Origin of the sequence: Kribbella jejuensis, assembly GCF_006715085.1 — a bacterium.
Classification (GTDB): domain Bacteria; phylum Actinomycetota; class Actinomycetes; order Propionibacteriales; family Kribbellaceae; genus Kribbella; species Kribbella jejuensis.
Map to the genome: position 1 here is coordinate 279,354 of NZ_VFMM01000001.1, position 22,524 is coordinate 301,877.

General features: G+C 69.8%; 19 protein-coding genes. 7 read left to right on the forward strand and 12 right to left on the reverse strand.

Translation table 11 applies throughout. The features are described from left to right. Positions 1-100: 100 nt before the first annotated feature. The 6 genes from FB475_RS01360 to FB475_RS01385 are packed head-to-tail and all read left to right on the forward strand — an operon-like array spanning position 101 to position 6,393. Positions 101-1,465, forward strand: a complete 1,365-nt coding sequence (locus FB475_RS01360; RefSeq protein WP_185759003.1) for an ABC transporter substrate-binding protein — start codon at positions 101-103, stop codon at positions 1,463-1,465. Between the two features lie 4 nt (positions 1,466-1,469). Beyond that, positions 1,470-2,438: a carbohydrate ABC transporter permease gene (locus tag FB475_RS01365; protein ID WP_141851753.1), complete on the forward strand. Its 969-nt coding sequence runs from the start codon at positions 1,470-1,472 to the stop codon at positions 2,436-2,438. After that, the gene (locus FB475_RS01370; RefSeq protein ID WP_141851755.1) at positions 2,435-3,247 is read left to right on the forward strand and encodes a carbohydrate ABC transporter permease; all 813 of its coding nucleotides are present in this window, start codon (positions 2,435-2,437) and stop codon (positions 3,245-3,247) included. Before FB475_RS01365 ends, FB475_RS01370 begins: the two co-directional genes overlap by 4 nt. A gap of 11 nt (positions 3,248-3,258) precedes the next feature. Then, positions 3,259-4,065 (forward strand): 6-phosphogluconolactonase, encoded by an 807-nt coding sequence (locus tag FB475_RS01375; RefSeq protein ID WP_141851757.1) that lies wholly within the window; start codon positions 3,259-3,261, stop codon positions 4,063-4,065. A gap of 40 nt (positions 4,066-4,105) precedes the next feature. Then, on the forward strand, positions 4,106-5,407 hold the full coding sequence (locus FB475_RS01380) for a family 4 glycosyl hydrolase (protein ID WP_141851759.1): 1,302 nt from the start codon (positions 4,106-4,108) through the stop codon (positions 5,405-5,407). Continuing rightward, on the forward strand, positions 5,404-6,393 hold the full coding sequence (locus FB475_RS01385; protein ID WP_141851761.1) for a BadF/BadG/BcrA/BcrD ATPase family protein: 990 nt from the start codon (positions 5,404-5,406) through the stop codon (positions 6,391-6,393). Before FB475_RS01380 ends, FB475_RS01385 begins: the two co-directional genes overlap by 4 nt. Here the strand turns inward: FB475_RS01385 and hpnH are convergent. From hpnH to hpnC, 7 genes are read right to left on the reverse strand one after another with little or no spacing between them, the layout of a single operon-like run. Further along, complete coding sequence (hpnH, locus tag FB475_RS01390; RefSeq protein ID WP_238332250.1) at positions 6,366-7,361, reverse strand: adenosyl-hopene transferase HpnH; 996 nt, start codon at positions 7,359-7,361, stop codon at positions 6,366-6,368. The genes FB475_RS01385 and hpnH overlap by 28 nt on opposite strands. Before the next feature lie 2 nt (positions 7,362-7,363). Further along, complete coding sequence (gene ispH, locus FB475_RS01395) at positions 7,364-8,836, reverse strand: 4-hydroxy-3-methylbut-2-enyl diphosphate reductase (RefSeq protein WP_141851765.1); 1,473 nt, start codon at positions 8,834-8,836, stop codon at positions 7,364-7,366. Beyond that, positions 8,833-10,830, reverse strand: a complete 1,998-nt coding sequence (gene shc / locus FB475_RS01400; RefSeq protein WP_238331899.1) for a squalene--hopene cyclase — start codon at positions 10,828-10,830, stop codon at positions 8,833-8,835. The genes ispH and shc overlap by 4 nt, the downstream gene beginning before the upstream one ends. Beyond that, entirely contained in the window at positions 10,827-11,867 is a 1,041-nt protein-coding gene (locus FB475_RS01405; protein ID WP_141851767.1) for a polyprenyl synthetase family protein, read from the reverse strand. The genes shc and FB475_RS01405 overlap by 4 nt, the downstream gene beginning before the upstream one ends. After that, positions 11,864-13,216 (reverse strand): hydroxysqualene dehydroxylase HpnE, encoded by a 1,353-nt coding sequence (gene hpnE / locus FB475_RS01410; protein ID WP_141851769.1) that lies wholly within the window; start codon positions 13,214-13,216, stop codon positions 11,864-11,866. The genes FB475_RS01405 and hpnE overlap by 4 nt, the downstream gene beginning before the upstream one ends. Further along, positions 13,213-14,085 (reverse strand): presqualene diphosphate synthase HpnD, encoded by an 873-nt coding sequence (hpnD, locus tag FB475_RS01415; RefSeq protein ID WP_141851771.1) that lies wholly within the window; start codon positions 14,083-14,085, stop codon positions 13,213-13,215. Before hpnD ends, hpnE begins: the two co-directional genes overlap by 4 nt. Next, complete coding sequence (gene hpnC / locus FB475_RS01420; protein ID WP_238331900.1) at positions 14,085-14,921, reverse strand: squalene synthase HpnC; 837 nt, start codon at positions 14,919-14,921, stop codon at positions 14,085-14,087. Before hpnC ends, hpnD begins: the two co-directional genes overlap by 1 nt. Before the next feature lie 127 nt (positions 14,922-15,048). On the opposite strand from hpnC, the gene FB475_RS01425 reads away from it, so the two are divergent. Then, positions 15,049-16,248, forward strand: coding sequence for a PucR family transcriptional regulator (locus FB475_RS01425; protein ID WP_141851773.1), 1,200 nt, complete (start codon positions 15,049-15,051; stop codon positions 16,246-16,248). Here the strand turns inward: FB475_RS01425 and FB475_RS01430 are convergent. The 5 genes from FB475_RS01430 to FB475_RS01450 all read right to left on the reverse strand — a co-directional run bounded on the left by FB475_RS01430 (position 16,192) and on the right by FB475_RS01450 (position 22,522). Continuing rightward, a complete protein-coding gene (locus FB475_RS01430; RefSeq protein WP_141851775.1) occupies positions 16,192-17,457 on the reverse strand; it encodes a wax ester/triacylglycerol synthase domain-containing protein in 1,266 nt (421 codons plus the stop codon). The two genes, FB475_RS01425 and FB475_RS01430, sit on opposite strands and share 57 nt — an antisense overlap. Continuing rightward, positions 17,454-18,215 carry an SDR family NAD(P)-dependent oxidoreductase gene (locus FB475_RS01435; protein WP_141851777.1) on the reverse strand — a complete coding sequence of 254 codons (762 nt, stop codon included), beginning with the start codon at positions 18,213-18,215 and terminating at the stop codon, positions 17,454-17,456. Before FB475_RS01435 ends, FB475_RS01430 begins: the two co-directional genes overlap by 4 nt. A 45-nt stretch (positions 18,216-18,260) precedes the next feature. Further along, the gene (locus FB475_RS01440) at positions 18,261-19,502 is read right to left on the reverse strand and encodes an alpha/beta hydrolase (RefSeq protein ID WP_185759005.1); all 1,242 of its coding nucleotides are present in this window, start codon (positions 19,500-19,502) and stop codon (positions 18,261-18,263) included. Between the two features lie 112 nt (positions 19,503-19,614). Beyond that, positions 19,615-20,307 carry a glycoside hydrolase family 12 protein gene (locus FB475_RS01445; RefSeq protein ID WP_141851779.1) on the reverse strand — a complete coding sequence of 231 codons (693 nt, stop codon included), beginning with the start codon at positions 20,305-20,307 and terminating at the stop codon, positions 19,615-19,617. A gap of 43 nt (positions 20,308-20,350) precedes the next feature. Then, positions 20,351-22,522 carry a WD40/YVTN/BNR-like repeat-containing protein gene (locus FB475_RS01450; protein ID WP_141851781.1) on the reverse strand — a complete coding sequence of 724 codons (2,172 nt, stop codon included), beginning with the start codon at positions 22,520-22,522 and terminating at the stop codon, positions 20,351-20,353. Positions 22,523-22,524 lie beyond the last annotated feature (2 nt).

A 22,524-nucleotide genomic window follows, 5' to 3' on the forward strand; every position in this document is an offset into this window, starting at 1 on the left:
CTTATCTGGCACAACTGGTCTGTTAATGGCTAGCGTGGTCGACGTTCGCCCGGAACGGGGGCTCCGAAAAATCGAAGGCGACAGATCGAAGGAGATCGGCATGACGAAGCGGCACCTGATGGGCGCGGCTGCTGCCCTTCTCGCCACAGCCACAGTGCTGACGGCGTGTGCGCCCGGCGGTTCCAGCTCCAGCTCCAGTTCCGCGAAATCCCCCAGCGGGGTCTCGACCGATGTCGCTGGTGACGACGTCACGTTGAAGGTCCTCGACTTCTGGCAGAACGAAGAAGGCAAGTGGATGGACGCCGTCGTCGCCGGGTTCGAGAAACAACACCCGAACATCAAGATCGAGCGCACCACCCAGGACTGGGGTCAGGTGATGAACACCCTGAACCTCCGGCTCGCCGATCCGAACGGCCCGGACATCGCGCTGGTGAACAACGGCTGGCAGTCGATGGGCACGCTGGCCAAGGGCGGCCGGATCCTGAACCTGGACGCGTACGCGTCGGCGTACGGCTGGAAGGACGAGATCCCGAGCACGATCCTGCGCCAGGAGCAGTTCACGTCCGACGGCAAGCAGATGGGCAGCGGCTCGGTGTACGCCGTTCCGGCCGCGCGCTCCTCGCTGATCGGGCTGTATTACAACAAGGCAGCCCTCGACAAGCTCGGCATCGCCGTACCGAAGACGCTCGCCGACCTGGAGAAGGCGTGTGCCGCGGTCAAGGCGGCCGGCCAGATCCCGATCGCCTACGGGTCGCAGGACAAGGGCAGTTCGACCGCGATCCTGTTCGGGCTGCAGGATCTCTACAGCTCGGCCAAGGACATCGGCGACTTCGTGTACTCCAGCGGCTCGGTACCGATCACGTCCACCGGAATCACCCAGGCCGCCACCGCGCTGAAGAAGTGGAGCGACGCGGGCTGGCTGACACCGAACCACCAGGGCATCCCGTTCGCCGACTCGATGAACAACTTCCTGGCCGGCAAGGGCGTCTTCCAGTTCAACTACACCGGCTCGCTCGGCTTCTCCGCGGCGCAGAAGCAGACGTACGGGTACGTGCAGCTGCCGCAGGCGAACGGCGACCAGGTGGTCGGGACCGGCTCGACGGTCGGCAACCTGGCGATCTCCGCGAAGTCGAAGCACCCCGACGCGGCCGCCGCCTTCCTCGACTACATGGCGAGCAAGGCAACAGCGCAGGCGAGCGTCGACCACGGGTACCTGCCGTTGCTGCACAACGACGTCAAGCAGTCCGCGCCGGACCCCGAGCTCGCGACCGAGATCGCCGCGCAGCAGAAGCTCACCGACAGCAACGGCTTCGTGCCGTACTTCGACTGGTCCACGCCGACGATGCTCGACACCCTCGGCGGCCAGGTCCAGCTGCTGCTGGCCGGCAAGTCCACTCCTGACCAGTTGGCTGCCGCGGGGCAGAAGGATTACGACGCCTTCCAGGCCCAGCGCGCGAAGGGCTGATCGGATGAGTTCCCGTCAGCTCCTGCCCCGGCGGGCGGCCCCGGCTGCCGCCGTGCCGGAGGGCGCCGTCGGTCCCGCTGCCCGCGGTCGGCGGCGGCAGTCGCCCCGCGCCCGCAGACGACGGTGGCTCGGCCTCGCATTCGCAGCCCCGGCGTTGATCATGTACGGCTTCGTGGTCGTCGTACCGATCGTGCAGAGCGTGAGCTACTCGTTCTACAGCTGGGACGGCGTGTCCACCGCGCGGTTCGTTGGCCTGAGCAACTACACGGCGTTCTTCACCGATCCCGAACTCGGCGAGGCGTTGGCGCACGTCCTCGTACTGGTGCTGTTCTTCGCCGGCTTGCCGATCCTGCTGGGACTCCTGTCCGCGGCCCTCCTCGGCCGCGGCAAGCTCCGCGGGGCTGGGCTCTACCGCTGGCTGCTGTTCCTCCCGCAAGTGCTCACCAGCGTCGTGGTCGCGGTCATCTGGAAACGGATCTACGGCCCGAACGGCCCGCTCAACAGCGCCTTGCGTGCGGTCGGTCTCGGCGACCTCGCCCGGAACTGGCTCGGCGACTTCACCTGGGCGCTTCCCTCCCTCGGCGTGATCGGCACCTGGACGGCACTCGGCCTGTGCATGGTGCTGTTCGTCGCCGGCGTCGCCGCGATCCCCAACGAGCTGTACGAACAGGCGCGCCTCGACGGAGCGAGTCCGGTCAAGGAGTTCCTCGCGATCACGCTGCCCGCACTGCGCGGTCAGCTGGCTGTCGCGCTCACGCTCACCGTCACCGGCGCGCTCCGGGCCTTCGACCTCGTCTGGGTCACCACCCAAGGCGGACCCGGTACGTCGACCACGACCCCGGCTCTGCTGCTCTACCGCAAAGCCTTCCTCAACCCGGACGTGGGCATGGCGGCCGCGATCGGCATCGTGCTGGCGATCATCTGCCTGCTCGTTGCCTTGATCATCACGCGATTGTCCGAGGAGAACGCATGATCTCGCGCACCGAGCGGCTCCTCAACCACACCGTCCTGGCGTTCGTCTCGATCCTCGTCCTGTTCCCCGTGGTCTGGTTCTTCTTCACCGCACTCAGCCCGAACCAAGGAGGCCAGCTCGACTTCGGCAACCTGCACTGGGGAAACTTCGGTACGGCGTGGAGACTCGGCGGATTCGGCCACGCGATGCTCGCGTCCGCGGTCATCACGATCGGCGCGGTCACCGGGCAGACGGTCCTGGCGATCCTGTCGGGCTTCGCGTTCGGCGTCCTCGGCGTCGCCGGCCAGAGGGTGATCTTCCCGGTCGTCCTGCTCGGGCTGATGATCTCGGCCGAGGTCTTCATCGTCCCGCTCTACTACACGTTCCAGTCCCTCGGGCTGACGAACTCGTGGCTCGGGCTGATCATCATCCAGATCGGCATGGGCGTCCCGTTCGGCACGTTCTGGATGCGCGCCACGTTCCGCGCCGTACCGGTCTCGCTGGTCGAAGCCGCCGAGATGGACGGCGCCCGCGCCTGGCGGATCCTCTGGCAGATCCTGCTGCCGATCTCCCGGCCCGCGGTGCTGACACTCGCGCTGCTGTCGTTCATGTGGACGTGGAACGACTTCTTCCTGTCGCTGATCTTCATCGCCGACCCGTCGATCCAGCCGGCCACGCTCGCGCTCGGCGTCTTCCAGGGGCGGCACAGCGTCGACGTGAACCTGCTCGCGGCCGGCTCGCTCATCGTCGCCCTGCCCGTCCTGGTGCTCTACGCCTTCTTCCAGCGCCACTTCATCCGCGGCGTGCTCAACGGCGCCCTCAAGGAATAGGACCTGTCTCCATGCACGTGCCGCCCGAAGTCCACGACAGCGCCGACCAGGTCGGCCTGCTCGCGGCCGCGGACCTTGCCGCCGGCATCGAATCCGCCGCGGCAGCGGGCCGGTCGTTCGTGCTCGGCTGCCCGAGCGGCCGCAGCCCACTGCGAACCTACGCGCACCTCGCCGAGCTGGTTGCCCAGCGCAACCTCGACCTCAGCCACGTGATCATCGCGCTGATGGACGAGTACGTCGCCCGCACCGCCGACGGGTTCCGGCCGGTCGACGCCGGACTGCCGCACAGCTGTGTCGGCTTCGGGCGCCGGCAGATCCTCGCACCGCTGAACGCGGCGGCGAGCCCGGAACACCGGATCCCGGAGGACAATCTGTGGTACCCCGACCCGGCGGCCGAACCGGGCGCGTACGACGCCGCGCTCGCGGCCGCCGGTGGGATCGACATCTTCCTGCTCGCCTCCGGCGCCTCCGACGGGCATATCGCACTGAATCCGCCCGGAACGCCGGCCGACAGCGTCACCCGGGTCGTCGAGCTCGGCGAGCAGACCCGGCGCGACAACCTCCAGACGTTCCCGTCGTTCCGGCAACTCGACGACGTACCGCGGTACGGCGTCACCGTGGGTACCGCCACCATCCGCGACCTGTCCCGGGCAGTCGTCATGGTCGTGACCGGAGCCCACAAACAAGTCACCGTGCAACGCGTCGCCGCCGCGGACTCGTACGAACCGGACTGGCCGGCGACCGTCCTCTGCGACTGCTCCTCCCCCCGATTCCTGGCCGACCGGGCAGCGGCCGCGCTGCTGCCCGCCGCCTCCTGATCTCCCACGGCACCTTCCACCGAAAGGCAGAATCCTTCTCATGGCACGCATCAAGCTCGCATACCTCGGCGGCGGCTCCTCCCGGGCGGCCGGCACGATGGCATCGCTGCTCTGGCACGGCGCGGAGTTCGCGGGCTCCGAGATCGTCCTGATCGACCTCGATCCCGACCACCTCGAGGTGGTCCGGTCGATCACCGAACGGATGATCAAGGCGCAGGGCCTCGACCTCACCGTCACCGCGACCACCGACCGGCGGGCCGGCCTGACCGACATCGACGCGCTGCTGTCGAGCTTCCGGCCCGGCGGCTTCGGCGCCCGCGCGCTGGACGAGCGGATCCCGCTCAAGCACGGCATCATCGGCCAGGAGACCCAGGGTCCCGGCGGCTTCTTCATGTCGCTGCGCTCGGTGAACGTTCTCAAGGGCGTGGTCGAGGACCTGAACGCGGTCGCCCCGGACGCGAAGATCTTCAACTACACCAACCCGGTCAACATCGTCTCGCAGGCCGTCACGCAGTACAGCGACGTATCGATCGTGTCGATGTGCGAAGGACCGATCGTGTTCCCGCCGGTCGTGATCAAGGCCGCCGGCCTAGACCCGGAGCGCGCCGAGGTGACGATGGCCGGCGTCAACCACAACTGCTGGAGCACCGAGGCGCGGTACGACGGCGAGGACATCATGCCGCTGCTCGAGCGGGCCTGGGAGGAGCGCAAGGACGACCCGAGGCTCGGCAAGAACTCCCGGCGCGCATTGCAGCTCGCGGTGACGATGGGCTCGATCCCGTCCGACTACTTCAACTACTACTACTTCCGCGAGGAGGTCCTCCGCGAGCAGCAGGGCGCGCCGAAGACCCGCTCCGAGATCATCATGGACGCCGTACCGGGGTACTGGGACCACTACCGCGAGCAGTCCACGGCGGACGCACCGGAGCTCGACCCGGCACGTTCGCGCGGCGGCATCCACGAGCTGGAGCTCGCGATCGACGTGATGAGCGCCCACTACAACGACACCGGCGCCCGGCTGCCGGTCAACCTGCCGAACGCCGGCGGCGCTCTCGCCGGGTTCGACGAGAGTACGGTGGTCGAGGTGTGGTGCAACGTCGACAGCAAGGGCTTCCACATCGAGCCGCAGAAGCCGCTGCCGCACTCGGTTCTCGGCATCACCCAGCAGCTCGCCGAGTACCAGATCCTCGCCGCGAAGACCGGCTGGGAAGGGACCCGCAAGGACGGTATCCAGGCCCTGCTCGCCAACCCTCTCGTGAACAACCTCAAGGTCGCGGAGGAGCTGTACGACGAGATGGCCGCCGCGCACGCCGCGTACCTCCCGGAGCGACTCCTGCCGTGAACGACCTCTTCCTCGGCGTCGACGCCGGTAACACCAAGACCATCGCCGCGGTCGCCGACCGGTACGGGAACATCCTGGGCTGGGCACGCGGCGGACTCGGTGACATCTACGGCGTCGACGACCCTGGAGAGGCAGTGACCGCAGTACTCCGGCTCGTCGACGACGCGCTTGCTGCCGCCTGGCCCGGCCGGCTGGTAGCGGCGGCGTTCTGCCTTGCTGGTGTCGACTGGCCGGAGGACACCGCACTCTGGACCGAAGTGCTCCAGAAGCGCTTCGGCCCGGAGGTCAGGTTCTCGGTCAAGAACGACGGGTTCGCGCTGCTGCGTTGCGGTGATCCGGACGGCGTCGGCGTCGCCGTCTCGCTCGGCACCGGTGCGGCGATCGCCGGCCGCGGCCCGACCGGTACGGAGTTCGCCTTCTCGTTCTGGATCCAGCATCCGCTGGGCGCCGCCGGCCTCGTCGACGATGCACTGCACGCGATCTTCCGCGCGCACACCGGCCTTGCGCCTGAAACCTCGCTGTCCCAGGCGATCCCGCGGTTCTACGAGGCCGAGTCGGTCGAGGAGCTGCTGCACCGATTCACCCGGCGCGCAAACACCGAGGGCACCCACCTGAACAAGTCGAAAGCAGCTCGCGTCGTACTCCGCGAGGCCGAGCGCGGTGATCTCGTTGCCTCCGGCATCGTCGACGAGCACGCCGAACGCGTGGCCGCGTACGTCGAAGCCTGCGCCGACCGGGTCGGCCTCGACGAACGGTTCACCCTCACGCTCGGCGGTTCGGTTGCCGCCGACAACACCCTCCGCAAAGCCCTCCTCCGCGAACTGGGCCGCCGACTCCCCGAGGTCGCCGTCACCACCCAACACACGGAGCCCATCCTCGGAACCGTCCTCGACGCCCTCGCCGAGGGCGGCGTACCACCCACACCCGCCCTCCGCGCGGCCGTCCTCGGCGGTCCTGGTCAGCCGACGGCCGCGCGCAGGGATTGACGAAGGGAGCCCAGCGTGGCTACCACGGCGGTCGGTTCGTAGCCGCAGTGGGCCATGCAGTTGGCGCAGCGTGGGTCACGACCGCGGCCGTAGGCGTTCCAGTCGGTTTCGTCGAGGAGTTCCTGGTACGTCGCAACGTAACCGTCGTCCATCAGGTAGCAGGGACGTTGCCAGCCTTTCAGCGAGTACAGCGGGATCGCCCACGCCGTACAGTCGAAGTCGATCTTGCCTTCCAGGAAGTCGAGGAACAGCGGCGAGTGGTTCAGCCGCCACTTCTTCCGCCGGCCGTCGCTGAACGCCTTGCGGAACAGCTGCCGGGTTTCCTCCGGACCGAGCCAGTGCTCCTGGTCCGGCGCCTTCTCGTACGCGAACCCGGGAGAGATCTGCATGTTGTCGACATGCAGGTCGTCGTTCAGGTAGTCGAGGACGTCGATGACGTCCTGCGGGGTGTCGGTGTCGAAGAAGGTGGTGTTGGTCATCACCCGGAACCCCGCCGCCTGTGCCTGCTTGATCGCGGCCACGGCCTCGTCGAACACGCCGTCCTTGCACACCGACTGGTCGTGCCGCTCGCGCAGCCCGTCGATGTGCACCATCCAGGCGAAGTTCTTGTGCGGCGTGAACTTGTGCAGGTGTTTGGGCAGCAGTACGGCGTTGGTGCACAGGAACACGATCTTCTTCCGGGCCAGCAACTGCCGGACGATCTCGTCGATCTCCTTGTGCATCAGCGGTTCGCCGCCGGCGATCGACACCATCGGCGCGCCACATTCCTCGACCGCCGCGACCGCCTGTTCGACCGACATCCGTTTCTTCAGCCAGTCGTGCGTCTGCTGGATCTTGCCGCAGCCCGCGCATTTGAGGTTGCAGGCGTACAGCGGTTCGAGTTCCAGCAGGATCGGGAACTTCTCCCGGCGCCGGAGCTTCTGCTTCATCAGGTATCCGCCCAGGCGGAGCGACTGCCGCAGTGGCATGCTCACGGCTGATTCACCTCTTTCGGTAGCACGAACCGGATGTCCTCGGTCGTTTCGCCGGTCTCCGTCACGGTGACGGATCCCAGGCCGGACAGGCAGCGGACGAGGTCGTCGACGAGTGCCGGTGGAGCGGACGCACCCGCGGTGACGCCGATGGTGGTGGCGCCGGCCAAGAGCTTCAACGGGAGCTCGCTCGCGGTGTCGATCAGGACGGCGGGGGCGCCTGCTGCCTCGGCGACCTCGGCGAGGCGCCGGGAGTTGGAGGAGTTCTGGGATCCGAGCACGACGACCAGGTCCGACTGCCGGGCGATGCGCCGTACGCCGGCCTGCCGGTTGCTGGTGGCATAGCAGATGTCGTCGGTGCGCGGACCTTTGAGCCCCGGGAAGCGCCGGCGGAGGACGGCCACGGTTTCGGCGGCGTCCTCGACGGCGAGCGTGGTCTGCATCGCGTAGGCGACGCGTGACGGGTCCGGGACGTCGACCGTTGCGGCCTCGTCCGGGGTGGAGACGACGAGTACCTGGCCGGGTGCCTCGCCGATGGTGCCGACGACCTCCTCGTGCTCTGCGTGGCCGATGAGTACGACGGTGTCGTCACGTGCGGCGTAACGCCGTACCTCTTGGTGCACCTTGGCGACCAGTGGGCAGGTGGCGTCCACGACCCGCAACCGGCGTGCCGCGGCCTCGGCCCGCACCGCCGGCGCGACCCCGTGGGCCGCGAGAACGAGCAGGCTGCCCTCGGGGACCGCGTCCACCTCCTCGACGAACACGGCGCCGCGGCGCTCCAGATCCTCGACGACGTACCGGTTGTGGACGATCTGGCGACGGACGTACACCGGCGCGCCGAACCGCTCCAAGGCTCGCTCGACTGTTTCGATCGCCCGTTCCACGCCTGCACAGAACGACCGTGGCCCGGCGAGCAAGATGTGCCGGTCGCCAACGGCTGCTCGCCAGTCCTCGATCACCCCACCCGTACGCCGTAGCGCCCGGAGCGCACGTACTCCCCTGGCCGGCAGCCCGACGGCTCGCAGCGGCTTCGCCGGTGTGTCCACAATTGCGCGGATGACCACGCTCTGCCCGTCGTCACCCGCGAGCAGCCCGGACTCGGTGTCGACGGCGATCGCCCCGGACGCCGCCAGCTCGGCCCGCGCGGGCGCCGAATCGACAACCCGATCGGCGGTGACGACCGGTCCCAGGTGCACGGTGAAACCGTGCCGTCGCAGCTCCCCCGCGATCAGACTTGCCGCATGACTTGGCACCCACTCGTCGGGTCGGCCGGGGCGCCGGACGGCGCTCGCAACGACGAGGTCCCCCGGACTGATGCCCTCGACCAGGGCGCCCGCGACCCCGGCGATCAGCGCCGGTCCCGCGGTGGGAGTTCCGGCGGCGCGTCCGGTCCGGAGCGGCGGAGTGCGGAGTACGCCGCGAAGAGCGATCCATTCGGCGTACAGCGGTGTGTGGACGACGACGCCGGTCATCGGATGCTCCCGACATAACGGCCCAAGGCCCAGATCGGGAAGACCAACCGATACAGGTGGTAGCCGATGTAGAAGTCACCCGGGAAACCTGTGCCGGTGTAGTGCGGTTCGTCCCAACTGCCGTCCGCACGCTGGGTGTCGACGAGGTACGCGAGTCCACGTCGCAAGGCCTCGCTGCGGGTCCCGGCGGCCAGGAGCACGAGGAGAGCCCATGCGGTCTGCGAGGGCGTGGAGTCGCCCCGGCCGATCCAGGCCGGATCGACGTACGAGCGCAGGTCCTCGCCCCAGCCGCCGTCCTCGTTCTGGTGTTCCTCCACCCAGCGCACGGCCCGTTGGACGACCGGATCGCCCGGTGGCATGCCGGCGGCGATCAGCGCCGGGACGACGGCCCCCGTGCCGTACACGTGGTTCGCCCCCCAGCGCCCGAACCACGACCCGTCGTCCTCCTGCGCGTCGAGCAGCCATCGCACGCCGCGCCGGCATTCGTCGCTGCCGGCCTTTCCTTCGGCGGCCAGCATCTCGACGATGTGCGCGGTGACGTCGGCCGACGGTGAGTCGATCACGGCACCGAAGTCGCAGAACGGCAGCTTCAACGGTGTGGTGTCGGTGTTGTCCGCGTCGAACGCGCCCCAGCCGCCGTCGGCGGACTGCATCCCCGTCGTCCAGGCCACCGCGTCGTCCAGTGCCTTCCGCAGCCGCTGCGGCTCCGGATGGGCGACCCGGCGCAGCGCGAGCACGATCTCCGCGGTGTCGTCGGTATCGGGGTAGCCGTCGTTCGCGAACTCGAACGCCCACCCGCCCCTGACCAGCCCCGGCCGCCGCACCTGCCAGTCCCCCGGCGCGTCGATCTGCTCCGCCAGCAGCCAATCAGTTGCCCTGAGCACCGACTCGTCGTCGGCGGGTACACCGGCGTCGAGCAACGCGGCCACCGCCAGACCAGTGTCCCACACCGGCGACTGACAGGCTTCCAGCCAGCGCGCCGGGCCGTCCGGCGTCTGCGTGTGAACCGTGAATCCGTCCAGACCACGCAGGCCCGCGGCCATCACCGGATGATCGATCGGGTAGCCCATCAGCCGCAGCGCAATCAGCGAGTACACCCAGGGCGGCTGGATCCCGCCCCAACCGCCGTCCGCCTCCTGCCGCGCGACGATCCACTCGGTCGCACGGCGCATCGCCAACCGGCGAACCAGCTTCGCCGGTCCGCGCGGGCCCCACCGGGTGTAGGCGTTCAGCGCGACGTCCAGCCGCTGGAACGCCCCCTCGAGCGTGCGCAGCGGCCGCTTCTGTGATCTCTTCTGGGAACTCTTCTGGGAACTCGGCGTACCCGACCTGAGCTCGTCGACGGTGAAGCCGACCGGGTGGACCGGGCGATGCGCACTCACGATGGTCAGCGGAACGATCGTCTGACGCGCCCAGCAGGCCCAGTTGTAGACGTTCAGCGGAGCCCAGCTCGGCAGGAAGATCAGTTCCGGCGGAAGGTCGGGGCAGTCGTCCCATGCCCACAGTCCGAACAACGCGAGCCAGATGTGCGTGAACACCCGCGCCTTCTCCACCCCACCCGCCGACCGGACGAAGCCGGCCGCCTTCGCCAGGTGCGGCGCCGCCGGATCGTCACCGGCCATCCGCAGTGCGACCCAGGCCTCGACCGTTGTCGACAGGTCGCCGGGCCCATCGGGGAACGTCGCCCAGGTGCCGTCCGCGCGCTGCTGCGACCGGATCCAGCGGGCCGTCTCCGTATCCGTCGCAGCCGTCGCGACCCCGAGGAAGTGCCGCAGCATCAGGTCCTCGGCGTCCATCGTCACGTTCGTTGCCAGGTCGCCCTTCCACCACCCGTCCTCGTGCTGCAGCGCCCGCAGCCGCGCAACCGCGGCGTCGAGACACTCCTGCACCCGCATGTCGGCCACCACCCCGTCGGCCACCCGCGCACCGGCCGGCACCCCGTCGGCCACCCGCTCGGCGGCCACCTGCTGATAGGCCATGCGCTCGGCGGTCACAGGCGGCGCTCCGCGACGAACTGGGCCAGCTGGTCGAACTGGTCACGGATCGACGGGCCGACGCCGCCGACGTACAGCGCCCGCCCGGCCCTCCGCACCCGCTCCCCGGCCTCGGCCATCGCCCACTCGCGCCCGCCGGCGCGTTCCACGAGGACGGCGGCCTCCTGTACGTCGGCCTCGGACGGGGTCCCCGGTCTGGCCAGCCATTCGGCCAGCTCCTGCCCGCACGGGCCGCCGTACTCGAGGGACCAGACAACCGGCAGCGTCTTCTTGTGGGCCCGCAGATCCGAGAACACCGGTTTGCCCGTCTGGTCGGGACTTCCCCAGATCCCGAGCAGGTCGTCGACCAACTGGAACGCCAGTCCCAGCTCACGCCCGTAGGTCCGGAACGCCACACAGGTCGCCGGATCCGCGCCGGCCAGGATCGCGCCCACCTCGGCCGATGCCCCGAGCAACGATCCGGTCTTCCCGTAGGCCATCTCCACGCACTCCGGGAGTTGCACGTCGGTGCGTTGCTCGAACGCCACATCCAGGACCTGCCCACGAATCAGCTCCCGGGTCGCGACCGTCAGCGCGTGACCGGCGCGGGCGGCGTACGGCGAGTCGCACTCGGCCAGTACCTCACCGGCCAGGCAGGCCAGGGCGTCCCCGACCAGCACCGCCGTGGCGTCGCCCCAGACCGACCAGACCGTGCGGCGATGCCGCCGTACGGCGTCGCGGTCCATCAGGTCGTCGTGGATCAGCGAGAAATTGTGGACCAGCTCGACGGCGACCCCACCGGGCACGGCCGGGTCCGGGGCACCGCAGACCGCCTCGGCGACGAGCAAGGCCAGACCCGGCCGGATCGCCTTGCCGGAACTGCCCGTCATCGGCCGGCCGTCCGCGTCGCACCAGCCGAGGTGGTACGACGCGACCAGCCGGGTCCGGTCGTCGAGCCGGCTCAACGCCTGCCGCAGCGACGGCTCGACCAGCTCCCGGCCGCGGGCCAGCAGATCCGGGACCTTGGTTGCCGAGGGCCTCGGGTCGACGGCGGTCATGACGCGGTGTCCTCGAACCGCACAGCCGGGGTACTCGGGCGGGAGGCACTCAGGACCGAGGCGGCCGCGGCCTCGCCGCTGCGCACCGCGCCTTCCATCGTGGCCGGCCAGCCGGTCGCGGTCCAGGCTCCGGCCAGATGCAGGCCGGCGCGGTTCGTGCTCGCGACAGGGCGGAACCGGCCGGATGCCGGTGCGGGCCGGAAAGTGGCATGACGTTCTCGGGTCACGAAGAACTCCTTCACTCGCGCGTCGGCAGCCGCAGGCAGCAGTTGCCGAAGGGCAGGCACCAACAGTTCCCGCAGGTCCGCGACGGGGGTGTCGATCAGCCCGTCGGCGGCCGACAGCGAGATCGCGACGTACTGCTCGTCCTCGGAAGTAGCGCTCTGCAGAGTGCGGTCGAACGCCCACTGCACCGGGCTGTCGACGCCTGCGATGAACGGCGTGTCGAGCACCCGCCGGTCGAACACGACATGGGCGTTGACGATCGGTGAGCTGCCGAGTGCTTCTGCCCACCCGGCCGGCAGTTCCACGGCACCGTCCGGCAGCAGCCGGGCTGCGTCCGCCGGCGGCACCGCCAGTACAACATCGTCGTACCGCTCTCCCTCGATCGACCAGCCACCGCCGTTGTCCTGAAGGCCTCGGACCGGCGCTTGCAGGCGCACCTCGGCACCGGCCGCCGTCAACGCCCGCAGCGCCGCATCACCATGCAACTGCTGCAGAGGCACCAACGACCAGCCGATGTCCGCAGCATCAGTACGTTCGAGCAACCCGAGCTGGAACACGGTCGCCGCCACCGCGAGCGATGCGTCGTCCGCCCGGGCATTGAGCGTCGCGATACCGATCAGCTCCCACAACGCCTCGACCGCCCGCGCGTCCTGACCGTGTGCCGCCAGCCAGCCCCCGAACGACTGCGCGTCCGTCTCCGCGGCCGTCCGGTCCACCCGTCCCATGGCCAGCGCCGCACGAACGGCCGCCACCCGCTCCGCAACGCTCAACCAGCGGTACGACGCCAAGGCCGGCCCGAGGTGCAGTGGAGCGGGCATCCGGTTGCGCCGGATCCGCCCGACACCGCCGTACCGGCCACTGCGCACGGGTACGTCGAGGCGCTGTTGCAGGTGCACCTGGTCCCGCACGCCCAATCGGTCGAGAAGCCGCAGGTACGACGTACAGCACCGAAGGAACACGTGCTGTCCGTTGTCGATCCACCGGCCGTTCCGCTGGAACGAGTGCGTCAGCCCACCGAGCTTCGGCCGCCTCTCCAACAAGTCCACCGAGCAGTCCGCATCGGCCAGCGCCAGAGCCGCGGTGATCCCGGCCAGTCCGCCGCCGACGACGGCCACCCGCCTCATGACCGCGCTCCGGCCAACGACGCGAGCGCCACCTGGGCCTTCTCCACCGCCGACAGCGACAGCCGCCGGTCGTAGACCAGGACCGGATTCGCGCCGATCCGCAGCAGGAGGTGGTGATAGATGCCGGACATCGCCCGGCAGGACGCACCGCTGCGCCGGTCGAGGTACGGCAACAGACGCCAACCCAGTGCGTACCAGTCCTGCGCTCGCGCGGCAGCGTACCGGATGTACCCGGCCAGCCGGCCCTGCGGGTCGTCGAGCGCGCCGTGCTCGTCGAGTGCCAGCCGGACGCCGAACCGCTGCAGTTCGTCGGCCGGAAGATAGATGCGGCCGTTGCTGAAGTCTTCGCGGATGTCGCGCAGGATGTTCGTCTGCTGCAGCGCGATGCCGAGCTGGTCGGCGTACAGCGAGAGCCTCTCGACGTCGGCGTCCGCGCTTCCCGGGCCGAAGATCGACAGGCACAGCCGGCCGACCGAACCGGCCACCCGCCGGCAGTACCCGACCAGCTGGTCGAAATCGGCGATCCGGACGTCACACAGGTCGGTCTCGACACCGTCGACGAGTTCCTCGAAGGCGCCGAGCGGCACCGGGAACCGGCGGGCAGCGTCGGCCACCGCGACGTACACCGGCTCGCTCAGCTCATCGAGCCGGCCGAGATCCTTGCGCACCTGCGCGAGCGCGGCGCGCTTGTCCTCGAGCGGCAGGGTGCCGTCGCCGATGTCGTCGATCCGCCGGGCCAACGCGTACAGCGCCGACAGTGCGGTGCGCTTCGGCGGTGGCAGCAACCGGATGCCGTAGTAGAAGTTCCGCGCCTCGGTCTTCGTGATCTCCAGGCAGGCCGCGTACGCCTCCGCAACCGTCGGCGTCATCACGCCACCGCCTTGATCAGCAGGCGCACCGTCTCCGCCTTCGACGGCCGCGCGGTACGGGCCAGCACGTCGCCGTCGGTACGACGCAGCGCCCGGACCGTCGCCTGTCCGCCGGCCACGAACCCGGCCACGGAGACCCGCGCCCACCCGCGCAGCCGCCGGACGATCGGAGCCCCTTCGTCGAGCAGCATTGCGGCCCGCTCGGTCTCGTAAAGCATCAGCTCGCGCAACGCGTCCGACGCTGTCGGTTGATCGAGGTCGGTCTCGGCAACGCCGTACGTCGTCAGGTCTTCCTGCGGCAGGTAGATCCGCCCGGCCCGGCGGTCCTCCGCGACGTCCTGCCAGTGTTCGACCAGCTGCAGCGCCGTACATACGAGGTCGGACAGTCTGACGGTCTCGGGGTCGCTGACGCCGAAGACACCGAGCACGATCCGGCCGACCGGGTCTGCGGACAGCCGGCAGTAGCCGAGGAGGTCGGCGAAGGTCGGGTACCGGGTGACCGTCTGGTCCTGGAGGTTCGCCTGAATCAGGCGGTGGAAGGGTTCGGCCTGCAGGCCATGGGCCTGCACGACCGGGAGCAGCCGGCGCAGCACCGGATGGACCGGCTGCCCGGTCGTCCAGATGCGGTCCAGGTCTTCCTCGAACGAGCGCAGCGCCGCGGAACGGTCACCCTGGTGCTCGTCACCCAGGTCGTCGACGGTCCGGGCGTAGCCGTAAACGGCATGCAGCGCCTCTCGGGGTCCGGCGGGGAGGACTTTCAGCGCGACAGGGAAATTCTCCCCCTGTTCCCTCCTACCGAGTTCTCTCTGTTCTCTCTGCAGCCCGTCCGGATGCACATCCCCATGATCGGCAGCCGATTCCTGCCAAATCTGCCCCCGCAGCGAAGATTCCGGCGACCAGAACTTGTCACGGCGTTACAGTTGCCTCAAATGCGCATCCCCTCAGCTTGTGTGGGAGTCTCGCATGACCATCACCATCTTCGACCGGGCCGGCCTCGAGGCGGCTCTGCTGGACGGGCTGCCCGCCCTGCTGGACGAGGTCCGCGACCGGCTGGCCGAGCACTGGCCGGACTACGCCGCGTTCCTGGACAACAGCCGCGACATCGTCCTCGGTCCGGCCGAGCTGTTCGTGCACCGGCTGCTCGACACGTCGATCGCGAACCTCGGCAATCCGGAACAGCCCACCGTCGAACAACCCGACGAGACTGTCCGCCGGGTGTTCGTGGAGATCGGCCGCCGCCAGTTGCACGAGGGCAACGATCTCACCCGGCTGCTGACCGCCTTCCAGCTCGGCGCGCGGGTCGCCTGGCGGCACGTCGCCGCCACCGCCCTGCACCTGGACTTCGCGCCGGACCATCTCGCGGCGCTCGCGGACTCCGTGTTCGTGTTCGTCAACCATCTGTCGTTCTCGGCCGCCGACGGCTACCTGCAGGAGCAGATCGACGACGCGATGGTCCGCGAGCAACGTCGCGAGGAGCTGGCCAACCTGCTGCTGTCCGGACGCGCGAGTACCGAGGCCGTCCGTACCGCGGCAGCGCAGGCCGGATGGCGGATCCCGGACACCGCGGCCGTGATCATCTACGGCGGCGATCACCAGCACGCGGGCACCCTGGTCGCCAGGCTCGAGCCCTGGGCGCTACCGATCCGGCGCAACGGTCTCGTGGTCGGGGCGGTGGTTCCGGAACCGTCCGGTCCGGGACGCCGTCTGCAGCTCAGCCGCGAACTCGCCGGGATGCGCGCCGTGGTCGGCAATACCGTCACCTTGGCACAGCTGCCCCGCAGCCTGGAGATCGCCCGGATCGCCGTCCGGCTGCAGAAGACCGGCGTACTCACTGACGACCCGGTGTTCACCGACGAGCACCTGGACGCCTTGATCGTCTGGCGCGACGAGGCGCTGGTGGCCGCACTGCGCCACGAGATGCTGGCGCCGCTCGAGGGCGAGACGGCCGCCGCCCGGGAACGGCTCAGCGAAACCCTGGCCAGCTGGCTGCGGCACTTCGGCGACCGGCAGGCGATCGCGCGGGAGCTCAACATCCACCCGCAGACCGTGCGCTACCGGATGGCCCGGCTCAAGGCCCTGTACGGCGACCGCCTGGACGACCCCGACTCACGCGCTCGCCTGTTCCTCGCCCTCGAGTGGCCCGGCCCCCAACCGCTCGAGTAGGCGGCTCACGTGGCCGGCCAGCGCCGCGGCGTCGATGAGCGCGGGGTCGGTGGCCAGCCCGATCCCGAGCACACCTCCCCAGCTCAACGCCCCGACAGCGAGCGGAGTACCCGGGACCAGCGGCAGGATCGGGTACGCACGGTGGTGCGGCACGCCCGCGAACGTCATCGGGATCGCCGGTCCCGGCAGGTTCGACACCACCGCATGCAGGAAACGCGGTCCGTAGACCGTCCGCGCGAACCAGCGTGCGATCGGTTCCGGCAGCGCCCGTAAACCGGTCGCCGTCACGAACCGCGACGCCGGCGCCCGGGTCGGACGGCGCAACCGTTCGGTCCGGGCCGCTATCTCGGCCAGTAGCTCGTCGAACGGGCGCCCGTCGACCGGCACATCGACCATCGTCGCCGCGGTCGCGTTGCCCTCGGCCGCGCTGCCGGACGTCCGGACCATCGTCGTCACCGAGAACCGCAGCGGTTGTGGGAGGTCCCGCGCGACGACAGTGTCGGCGGCCAAACCGTCCGCCAGCAGCGCGAGCAGCAGATCGGTGACCCGTACCCCACGTGCCGCGGCAACCTTCCGGACGGCGTCCAGCCCGGCCTCGGCGACGGCGAAATCACGCCGGGCCGAGCCGGACGGCAACGGCCGTGCGGTGCCGTCGGTCGCCAGCTGAGCCAGCCCGACCGCGATCGCCGCGGCGCGTGTGAGCCGTCCGGGCACCGCGCCGGACGGCAGCGGTAACGCCGGGCGCGGCTCGAACAGACTGAACGTCTGCAGAACCGTCCCGATGCCGTCGGCAATCGAATGGTGCAGCAGGACGACCAACGCGTCCGCGCCGTCAGGACCCACGTCGCGCACCATCACGATTCGCCACAGCGGCCGGTCTCGCGGCATCGGTTGCTCGGCGAACTCGCCGACGACGCGCAGCAGGCCGTCCAAGCCGTCCGGCGAATGCCGCTCGACGACGTGCCAGTCCAGGTCGACGTGCTCGGCCTCGACCCAGCGGGGCCGGCGCCACCGCGACGGCGGTGCGAGCCGTTGACGCATCCGCGGTAGCCGGGCGAACCCCTCGCTGACCACTCTGCGGACCTCGTCGATCGCCGGCCGTCGGTCGGTCGGCTCGAGTACGACGACACCACCGACATGTTGCGCCGCGCCCGGCCGCTCGACGTGCAGGAAGAACGCATCGGCCGCCGACACGACGCTCCCGTTCACCGCGGCACCACCTGCTCGCCGAAGCGCGCCGCCAGCCGGCGATACAGACCCGGCGCCAACGCCCGTACGGTGGGAGCCACGCGAAGCCAGCCAGGTGCCCAGACCTCGGCGCGATCGTTCGAGATGGCGTCGACCACTGCCCGCGCGACGACTTCCGCGGGCAGCGGGCGCGGATACTTGCGGTCGTAGGGCCGGCCACGTGCGGCGAAGAACCCGGTGTCGACGACGCCGGGAAGGGTGAGGCTCACGGTGACACCACTACCACGAACCTCCAGCCGAAGACTCTCGGCGAAGATGTCGAGGGCAGCCTTGGTCGCCGCGTAGACGGCTTCGCCCGCGACCGCCGTACGTCCGGCGACCGAACCGACCAGAGCGATGTGACCGCTGCGCCGCTCGATCATCGCGGGGAGAAGGCAACGAACCAGCCGCAGCGGGGCCAGCAGGTCGACCGCCACCAGCCGCTCGAGCTGGTCGACGGGCATCTGCGCGAACGGTCCCGACCAGCCCTGGCCGGCATTGGCGACGAGTACGTCGATCTGCCCGTACGCGCGCAGCGCGGCCGTCAGGACCGCCTCCGGCGCGACCAGATCACCGATCACCGGCACGCCCCCGGACCGCTCGGCGACCGCGGTGGTCCGCACCGCGTCCCGTCCGTGCACGACGATGCGCGCCCCGGCCGCGGCGAGCCGCTCCACGACGGCGGCCCCGATCCCGGCCGACCCACCGGTGACGAGCACGACCTTCCTGTCCAGCCGCATCGCACCTCCTGTTGAGCTTCCACCCAGCATGTACCCCACCGGCGCTCAGGCGTGTCCTGCCCCCTGGCGCGCCGCGAGCTGATCGACCAGCCAGGGAAAGAGTTTCGCGAACTCCGACGCGGCGAACTGCCACGTATGGGCTCCTGGCGAGACCTCGACCCGGGACGCGATGTCCACGGCAGCAGCCGCCCTGGCGAGTTCCTCCGCCTCGTGTCGACGATCCACTTCCCCGGTGCTCGTGCAGAACAGGCCGCTCACTCCCACATACGGGCCGTGCGCGCGCATGACCAGGCGCGGGTCGTTGGCGCGCCGGGCGTTGTCGTCTCCGCCGTACAAGTCGTGCAGCGTCTGTGCGGGAGTGCCTGTGTACGGCGCGAGATCGCCGGAGATGTCGGCGAAGTGGCCGAACACCTCCGGGTGCTCGACCACCAGATCCAGCGCACAGGTCCCGCCCATCGAGAACCCGGCGACCGCCCACCGCCGCGGGTCGCGGACGGCGCCGAAAGTCTTCCCGACGTACGCCGGGATGTCCTCGGCCAGGTGGTCGGCGGCATTCCCCGGTACGCCGTTCACGCACTCCGTGTCGTTGCTGAACCGGCCCGTCGCGTCGGCGAACACCAGAATCGGCGCGTACCCGCTGTGCGCAGCGGCGTAGTCGTCGGAGACCCGCACCGCGTTGCCGAGGCGCACCCAGTCACCCGGACTGCCGTGCTCGGCACCGATCAACTCGACCACGGGCAATGCCGGACGGCTCCGGCCGACGAACCAGATCGGCGGCAGGTACACCAGTTCCTGCCGGTGGGTGAAGTGGCTGTAGGTCGCCGGTATGTCGACGGCAACCAACTTGCCCGCCGGCGGTACCGTCGCGACCCCGGCGGCGTGAACAGCGACTGGCAAGGAAGTCTGCCCCGGTAGCGGGGCATGCTTCCAGTCGTCGAGCGCAGCGCCGATCGTCGGGTAGTAACCGACGTACTGGTTGATCGCGTTCGCGCACAGGAATGCCGCCAGCGCTGCGGCGACCAGTGCCGTACCGCGCCTCCACCAGCGCGCACCCCGCCACCCGGCCGCCAGCACGAGCAACGCGCCCGCGGTCACCCCCAGCCACAACCACACCGAGATCGGGACCGGATCCACCTGTCGGGCCGCCCGCGCGCCCGGATAGGCCGCCAGCACCGTCAGCACCGCCGTCAGACCGACGACCGCCGGCAGGACGCGCAGCCGCCATCGCCGGTCCCGCCACCCGACGGCCACCAGCAGCGCCGCGGCCGCGGCAACCTGAAGAGCCACAGGGAGCCATCCCCCGAGCAGTGACACCCCCGTCCAGCCGTCCACGACCCGAGCGTAGACCGAATCGACGTGCAGGTGGGGGCTCCCTCGGTCAGGGAGCCCCCGAGGGAGGTCAGGAAGAGCTGACGGAGTAGGAGTTGCTGGTGAAGTTGAGGCCGCCCGACGACGAGGTGATCTCGAAGCCGAACTGGACCTCGCCGACCACCGCGTCGCCCATCCAGCCGGCGCTGCGGATCCAGTTCAGGATCGCCTTGATGTCGACGGTTCCGGAGTTGGTGTTGGAGGTGCGGACGAACGAGAAGACCGCGTTCGAACCGTTGCTCCCCCGGTAGACGTCCCAGGTGTGGCCGCCGACGGACGCGGTGGTCTGCCGGGATCCGATCGGGCCGACCGCGCCCTGCTTGTTGACCCAGAGCATGATCTCGTACGCATTGTTGCCGGCCCAGATGTCGTACGCCGTCTCGTACGAACCGCTGCCCGGCCTGCTGACGTTGAAGCTGCTGCGCAAACTGCCGAGCGAGCTGAGCTGCCTGCCGATGTTGCGAGCCGAGTGCGGATACGCCTTCACACCGCCGGTGTTCGGGTGGTCGGCCCAGACGCCCCAGTTGCTGTACGAGTTGGCCCAGATCGTCTGCGGCCCGGCGCCACTGCCCCAGACATCGTTCCGGATGGTGTAGCCACCGTTGGACCAGGTGGCCCACTTGTCCGACGACGACCACGTCGCCGCGTTCGCCGGTACGGCGGCCACCAGGCCCGCCGCCAGCACTGTCACCACTGCCGTTACTGCTCTCCACCACTTGTTCATTGCCGTTCCTCTCATCCTTGGGCGTTGAGATGAAGCAGAACTTTCAGGCCGGCTCCCCGTACGGGATGCCGAATCCGTTGGTCGACAGGTAGACCCGGCCGTACACGCGCGGATCACCGGTGATCGCGTCGCCCGTGGAGGCGTACTGATGGCGGTCGTCGTTCACCCGCACCCACGTAGCGCCGCTGTCGTCCGAACGGAAGATTCCTCGCACTCCGGCGACCTTGCCCGAGGTGTACGCGGCCATCTCCCGGCGCCGCGGCGCGGCCTTGCCGAAGCCGATCGTGTACGCCTCCTCGATCGAGGTCACCCGTACGTACGTCAACCCGCCGTCGACGGAGCGGAACAACCCACCCGTTCCCGCCGCGAGCCAGCAGTGACCGGAGCGAGCCAGTACCGTCTCGAGCTTCCCCGCGCCGACCGGAAGGCCGCCGGCCGTCGCGCTGAAGGCCGCACCGCCGTTCGAGCTGACGTAGGCCTGACCGGTACCGGCGTCGAACGCGTAGAACCTCGCCGGGTCGACCCGATCGCCCGCGACCACCGCAGTGACCGGCAGCCCCGTGACCGCGGTCCAGGTCGCGCCCCGGTCGCGGGAGTAGTGCGCGACCACATCGCCCGGTGACCACACGATCGTCCGCGCGTCGGCGCTGACCGCGGCCTTCCCGGTCTGGGTCATACCGGCCGGCTCACCGGTGAACGGCTGCCAACTCTTCCCGGCGTCGGTCGAGTACGCGCCACGTTCGCCCGCGTTCGCATTCGCCAGCCGTACGACGAACCCCGGTGCCAGCGCGGCGTAGTCGAGACTCGGCGACGTCCCACTGACCGGATTGGCCGCCTGCCCGTCGGGCGGTACGACGTCCAACCGGTCGTGCCGGTACACGCCGATGTCCCCCAGCGCACTGATCAACGGCGGTCCCCAGGGCGGACTGATCAGGTCGAGCACGGCGGTCTCCTCGAGCCCCTGGGCGCGCACGGACCAATGGGTACTGCGGCCTGCCTCCGCCTCGGTCACGTCGTCGGTACCGAAGATCGTCGCGCCGGTGACGTAGAGCACTTTGTCGGAGTCGAACGGATCGATCGAGATGTCGCCGATCATCCAGCCCAGCTTGGGTGTGCCGTGGAAGTTCAGGTACGGCGCTCCCGACGTGTCGAGCACGATCCGCTGCCCGATCGAGGTCCAGGTCCGGCCGCCGTCGACCGAACGGAAGATGTCGTCGACCGGACCCCAGCGGCTCATCGTCGACACCATCACGGTGCCCGGCCGCTGCGGATCGGTGGCAAGACCGCCGTACCCGAAGCCGGCCTCGCCGCCGGTGTTCGGACGCAGCGGGGTGATGTCGGTCCACTCCCCGGTCGCCGGATCGAGCTTGTGGACGGCGCCGTCGTACATCTCGTACGGGCCGGGCAGATCGCCGTACGTGACGTAGATGTTGCCGTCGGCCCCCAGCTCGCCGTGGTGCGGAAGCAGCCCCGTCGGTTGGCCCGCGATCGGCGACCACGTCGCGCCGGCGTCGGTGCTCCGGTAGAGCGGGTTCGCGGGATCGGAAACGCCGGCGTAGACGGTGCCGTTGCGGGGGTCCACGAAGACGAAGCCGATACCGATCCCCGGGGTGCCGGTGGCCGGGAAGCTGTCCACCCGCGCCCAGGTGACGCCGCGGTCGGCGCTGCGCCAGAGGCCCTGGTTGCGGGTGCCGAAGAAGAGCACGCGACCGTCGCGGGGGTGCACCACCAGCCGCTCGCCCATCGACCGGCCGGGCTCGTTGCCACCGAGCTTGAACGGCAGGTCGGTCCGCTCGAACGTCCGGCCCTGATCGCAGGACCGCAGGATCGCGCCGTTGATCGGCGACCAGTCGTTGGTATAGGTGCCGACGGCAAGATACAGCCGCTGCGGGTCGTGCGGGTCGAGCGCGAGGCTCTCGACACCGGTCCAGTTCCAGTCGTCCCAGCCGATCCAGTGCAGCAGCTGCACCCAGCGCCGCGTCCGGCCGTCGTACCGCGCGGCACCGCCGATGTCGGTCCGCGCGTAGACCAGGCCGCGTTTCGCCGGGTGGTGGATGATCCCGGTGACGAAGCCGCCACCGACGATCTCGACATTGCGCCACCGGTACCGGCCGGTCGGCGACGCCGACGCATAGGTGGCACCCGCCGCGGCGATCGCCGTACCGGTGCCCAGGGCAAGGAACTGTCTGCGCCCGAGATGTGGTCCGATATTCATCG

Coding starts and splice junctions, on each gene's coding strand:
- FB475_RS01360 (WP_185759003.1), top strand. CDS start 101: ATGACGAAGCGGCACCTGATGGGCGCGGCTGCTGCCCTTCTCGCCACA.
- FB475_RS01365 (WP_141851753.1), top strand. CDS start 1,470: ATGAGTTCCCGTCAGCTCCTGCCCCGGCGGGCGGCCCCGGCTGCCGCC.
- FB475_RS01370 (WP_141851755.1), top strand. CDS start 2,435: ATGATCTCGCGCACCGAGCGGCTCCTCAACCACACCGTCCTGGCGTTC.
- FB475_RS01375 (WP_141851757.1), top strand. CDS start 3,259: ATGCACGTGCCGCCCGAAGTCCACGACAGCGCCGACCAGGTCGGCCTG.
- FB475_RS01380 (WP_141851759.1), top strand. CDS start 4,106: ATGGCACGCATCAAGCTCGCATACCTCGGCGGCGGCTCCTCCCGGGCG.
- hpnH (WP_238332250.1), bottom strand. CDS start 7,361: ATGCCACTGCGGCAGTCGCTCCGCCTGGGCGGATACCTGATGAAGCAG.
- ispH (WP_141851765.1), bottom strand. CDS start 8,836: ATGACCGGCGTCGTCGTCCACACACCGCTGTACGCCGAATGGATCGCT.
- FB475_RS01405 (WP_141851767.1), bottom strand. CDS start 11,867: ATGACCGCCGTCGACCCGAGGCCCTCGGCAACCAAGGTCCCGGATCTG.
- hpnE (WP_141851769.1), bottom strand. CDS start 13,216: ATGAGGCGGGTGGCCGTCGTCGGCGGCGGACTGGCCGGGATCACCGCG.
- hpnD (WP_141851771.1), bottom strand. CDS start 14,085: ATGACGCCGACGGTTGCGGAGGCGTACGCGGCCTGCCTGGAGATCACG.
- FB475_RS01425 (WP_141851773.1), top strand. CDS start 15,049: ATGACCATCACCATCTTCGACCGGGCCGGCCTCGAGGCGGCTCTGCTG.
- FB475_RS01435 (WP_141851777.1), bottom strand. CDS start 18,215: ATGCGGCTGGACAGGAAGGTCGTGCTCGTCACCGGTGGGTCGGCCGGG.
- FB475_RS01445 (WP_141851779.1), bottom strand. CDS start 20,307: ATGAACAAGTGGTGGAGAGCAGTAACGGCAGTGGTGACAGTGCTGGCG.
- FB475_RS01450 (WP_141851781.1), bottom strand. CDS start 22,522: ATGAATATCGGACCACATCTCGGGCGCAGACAGTTCCTTGCCCTGGGC.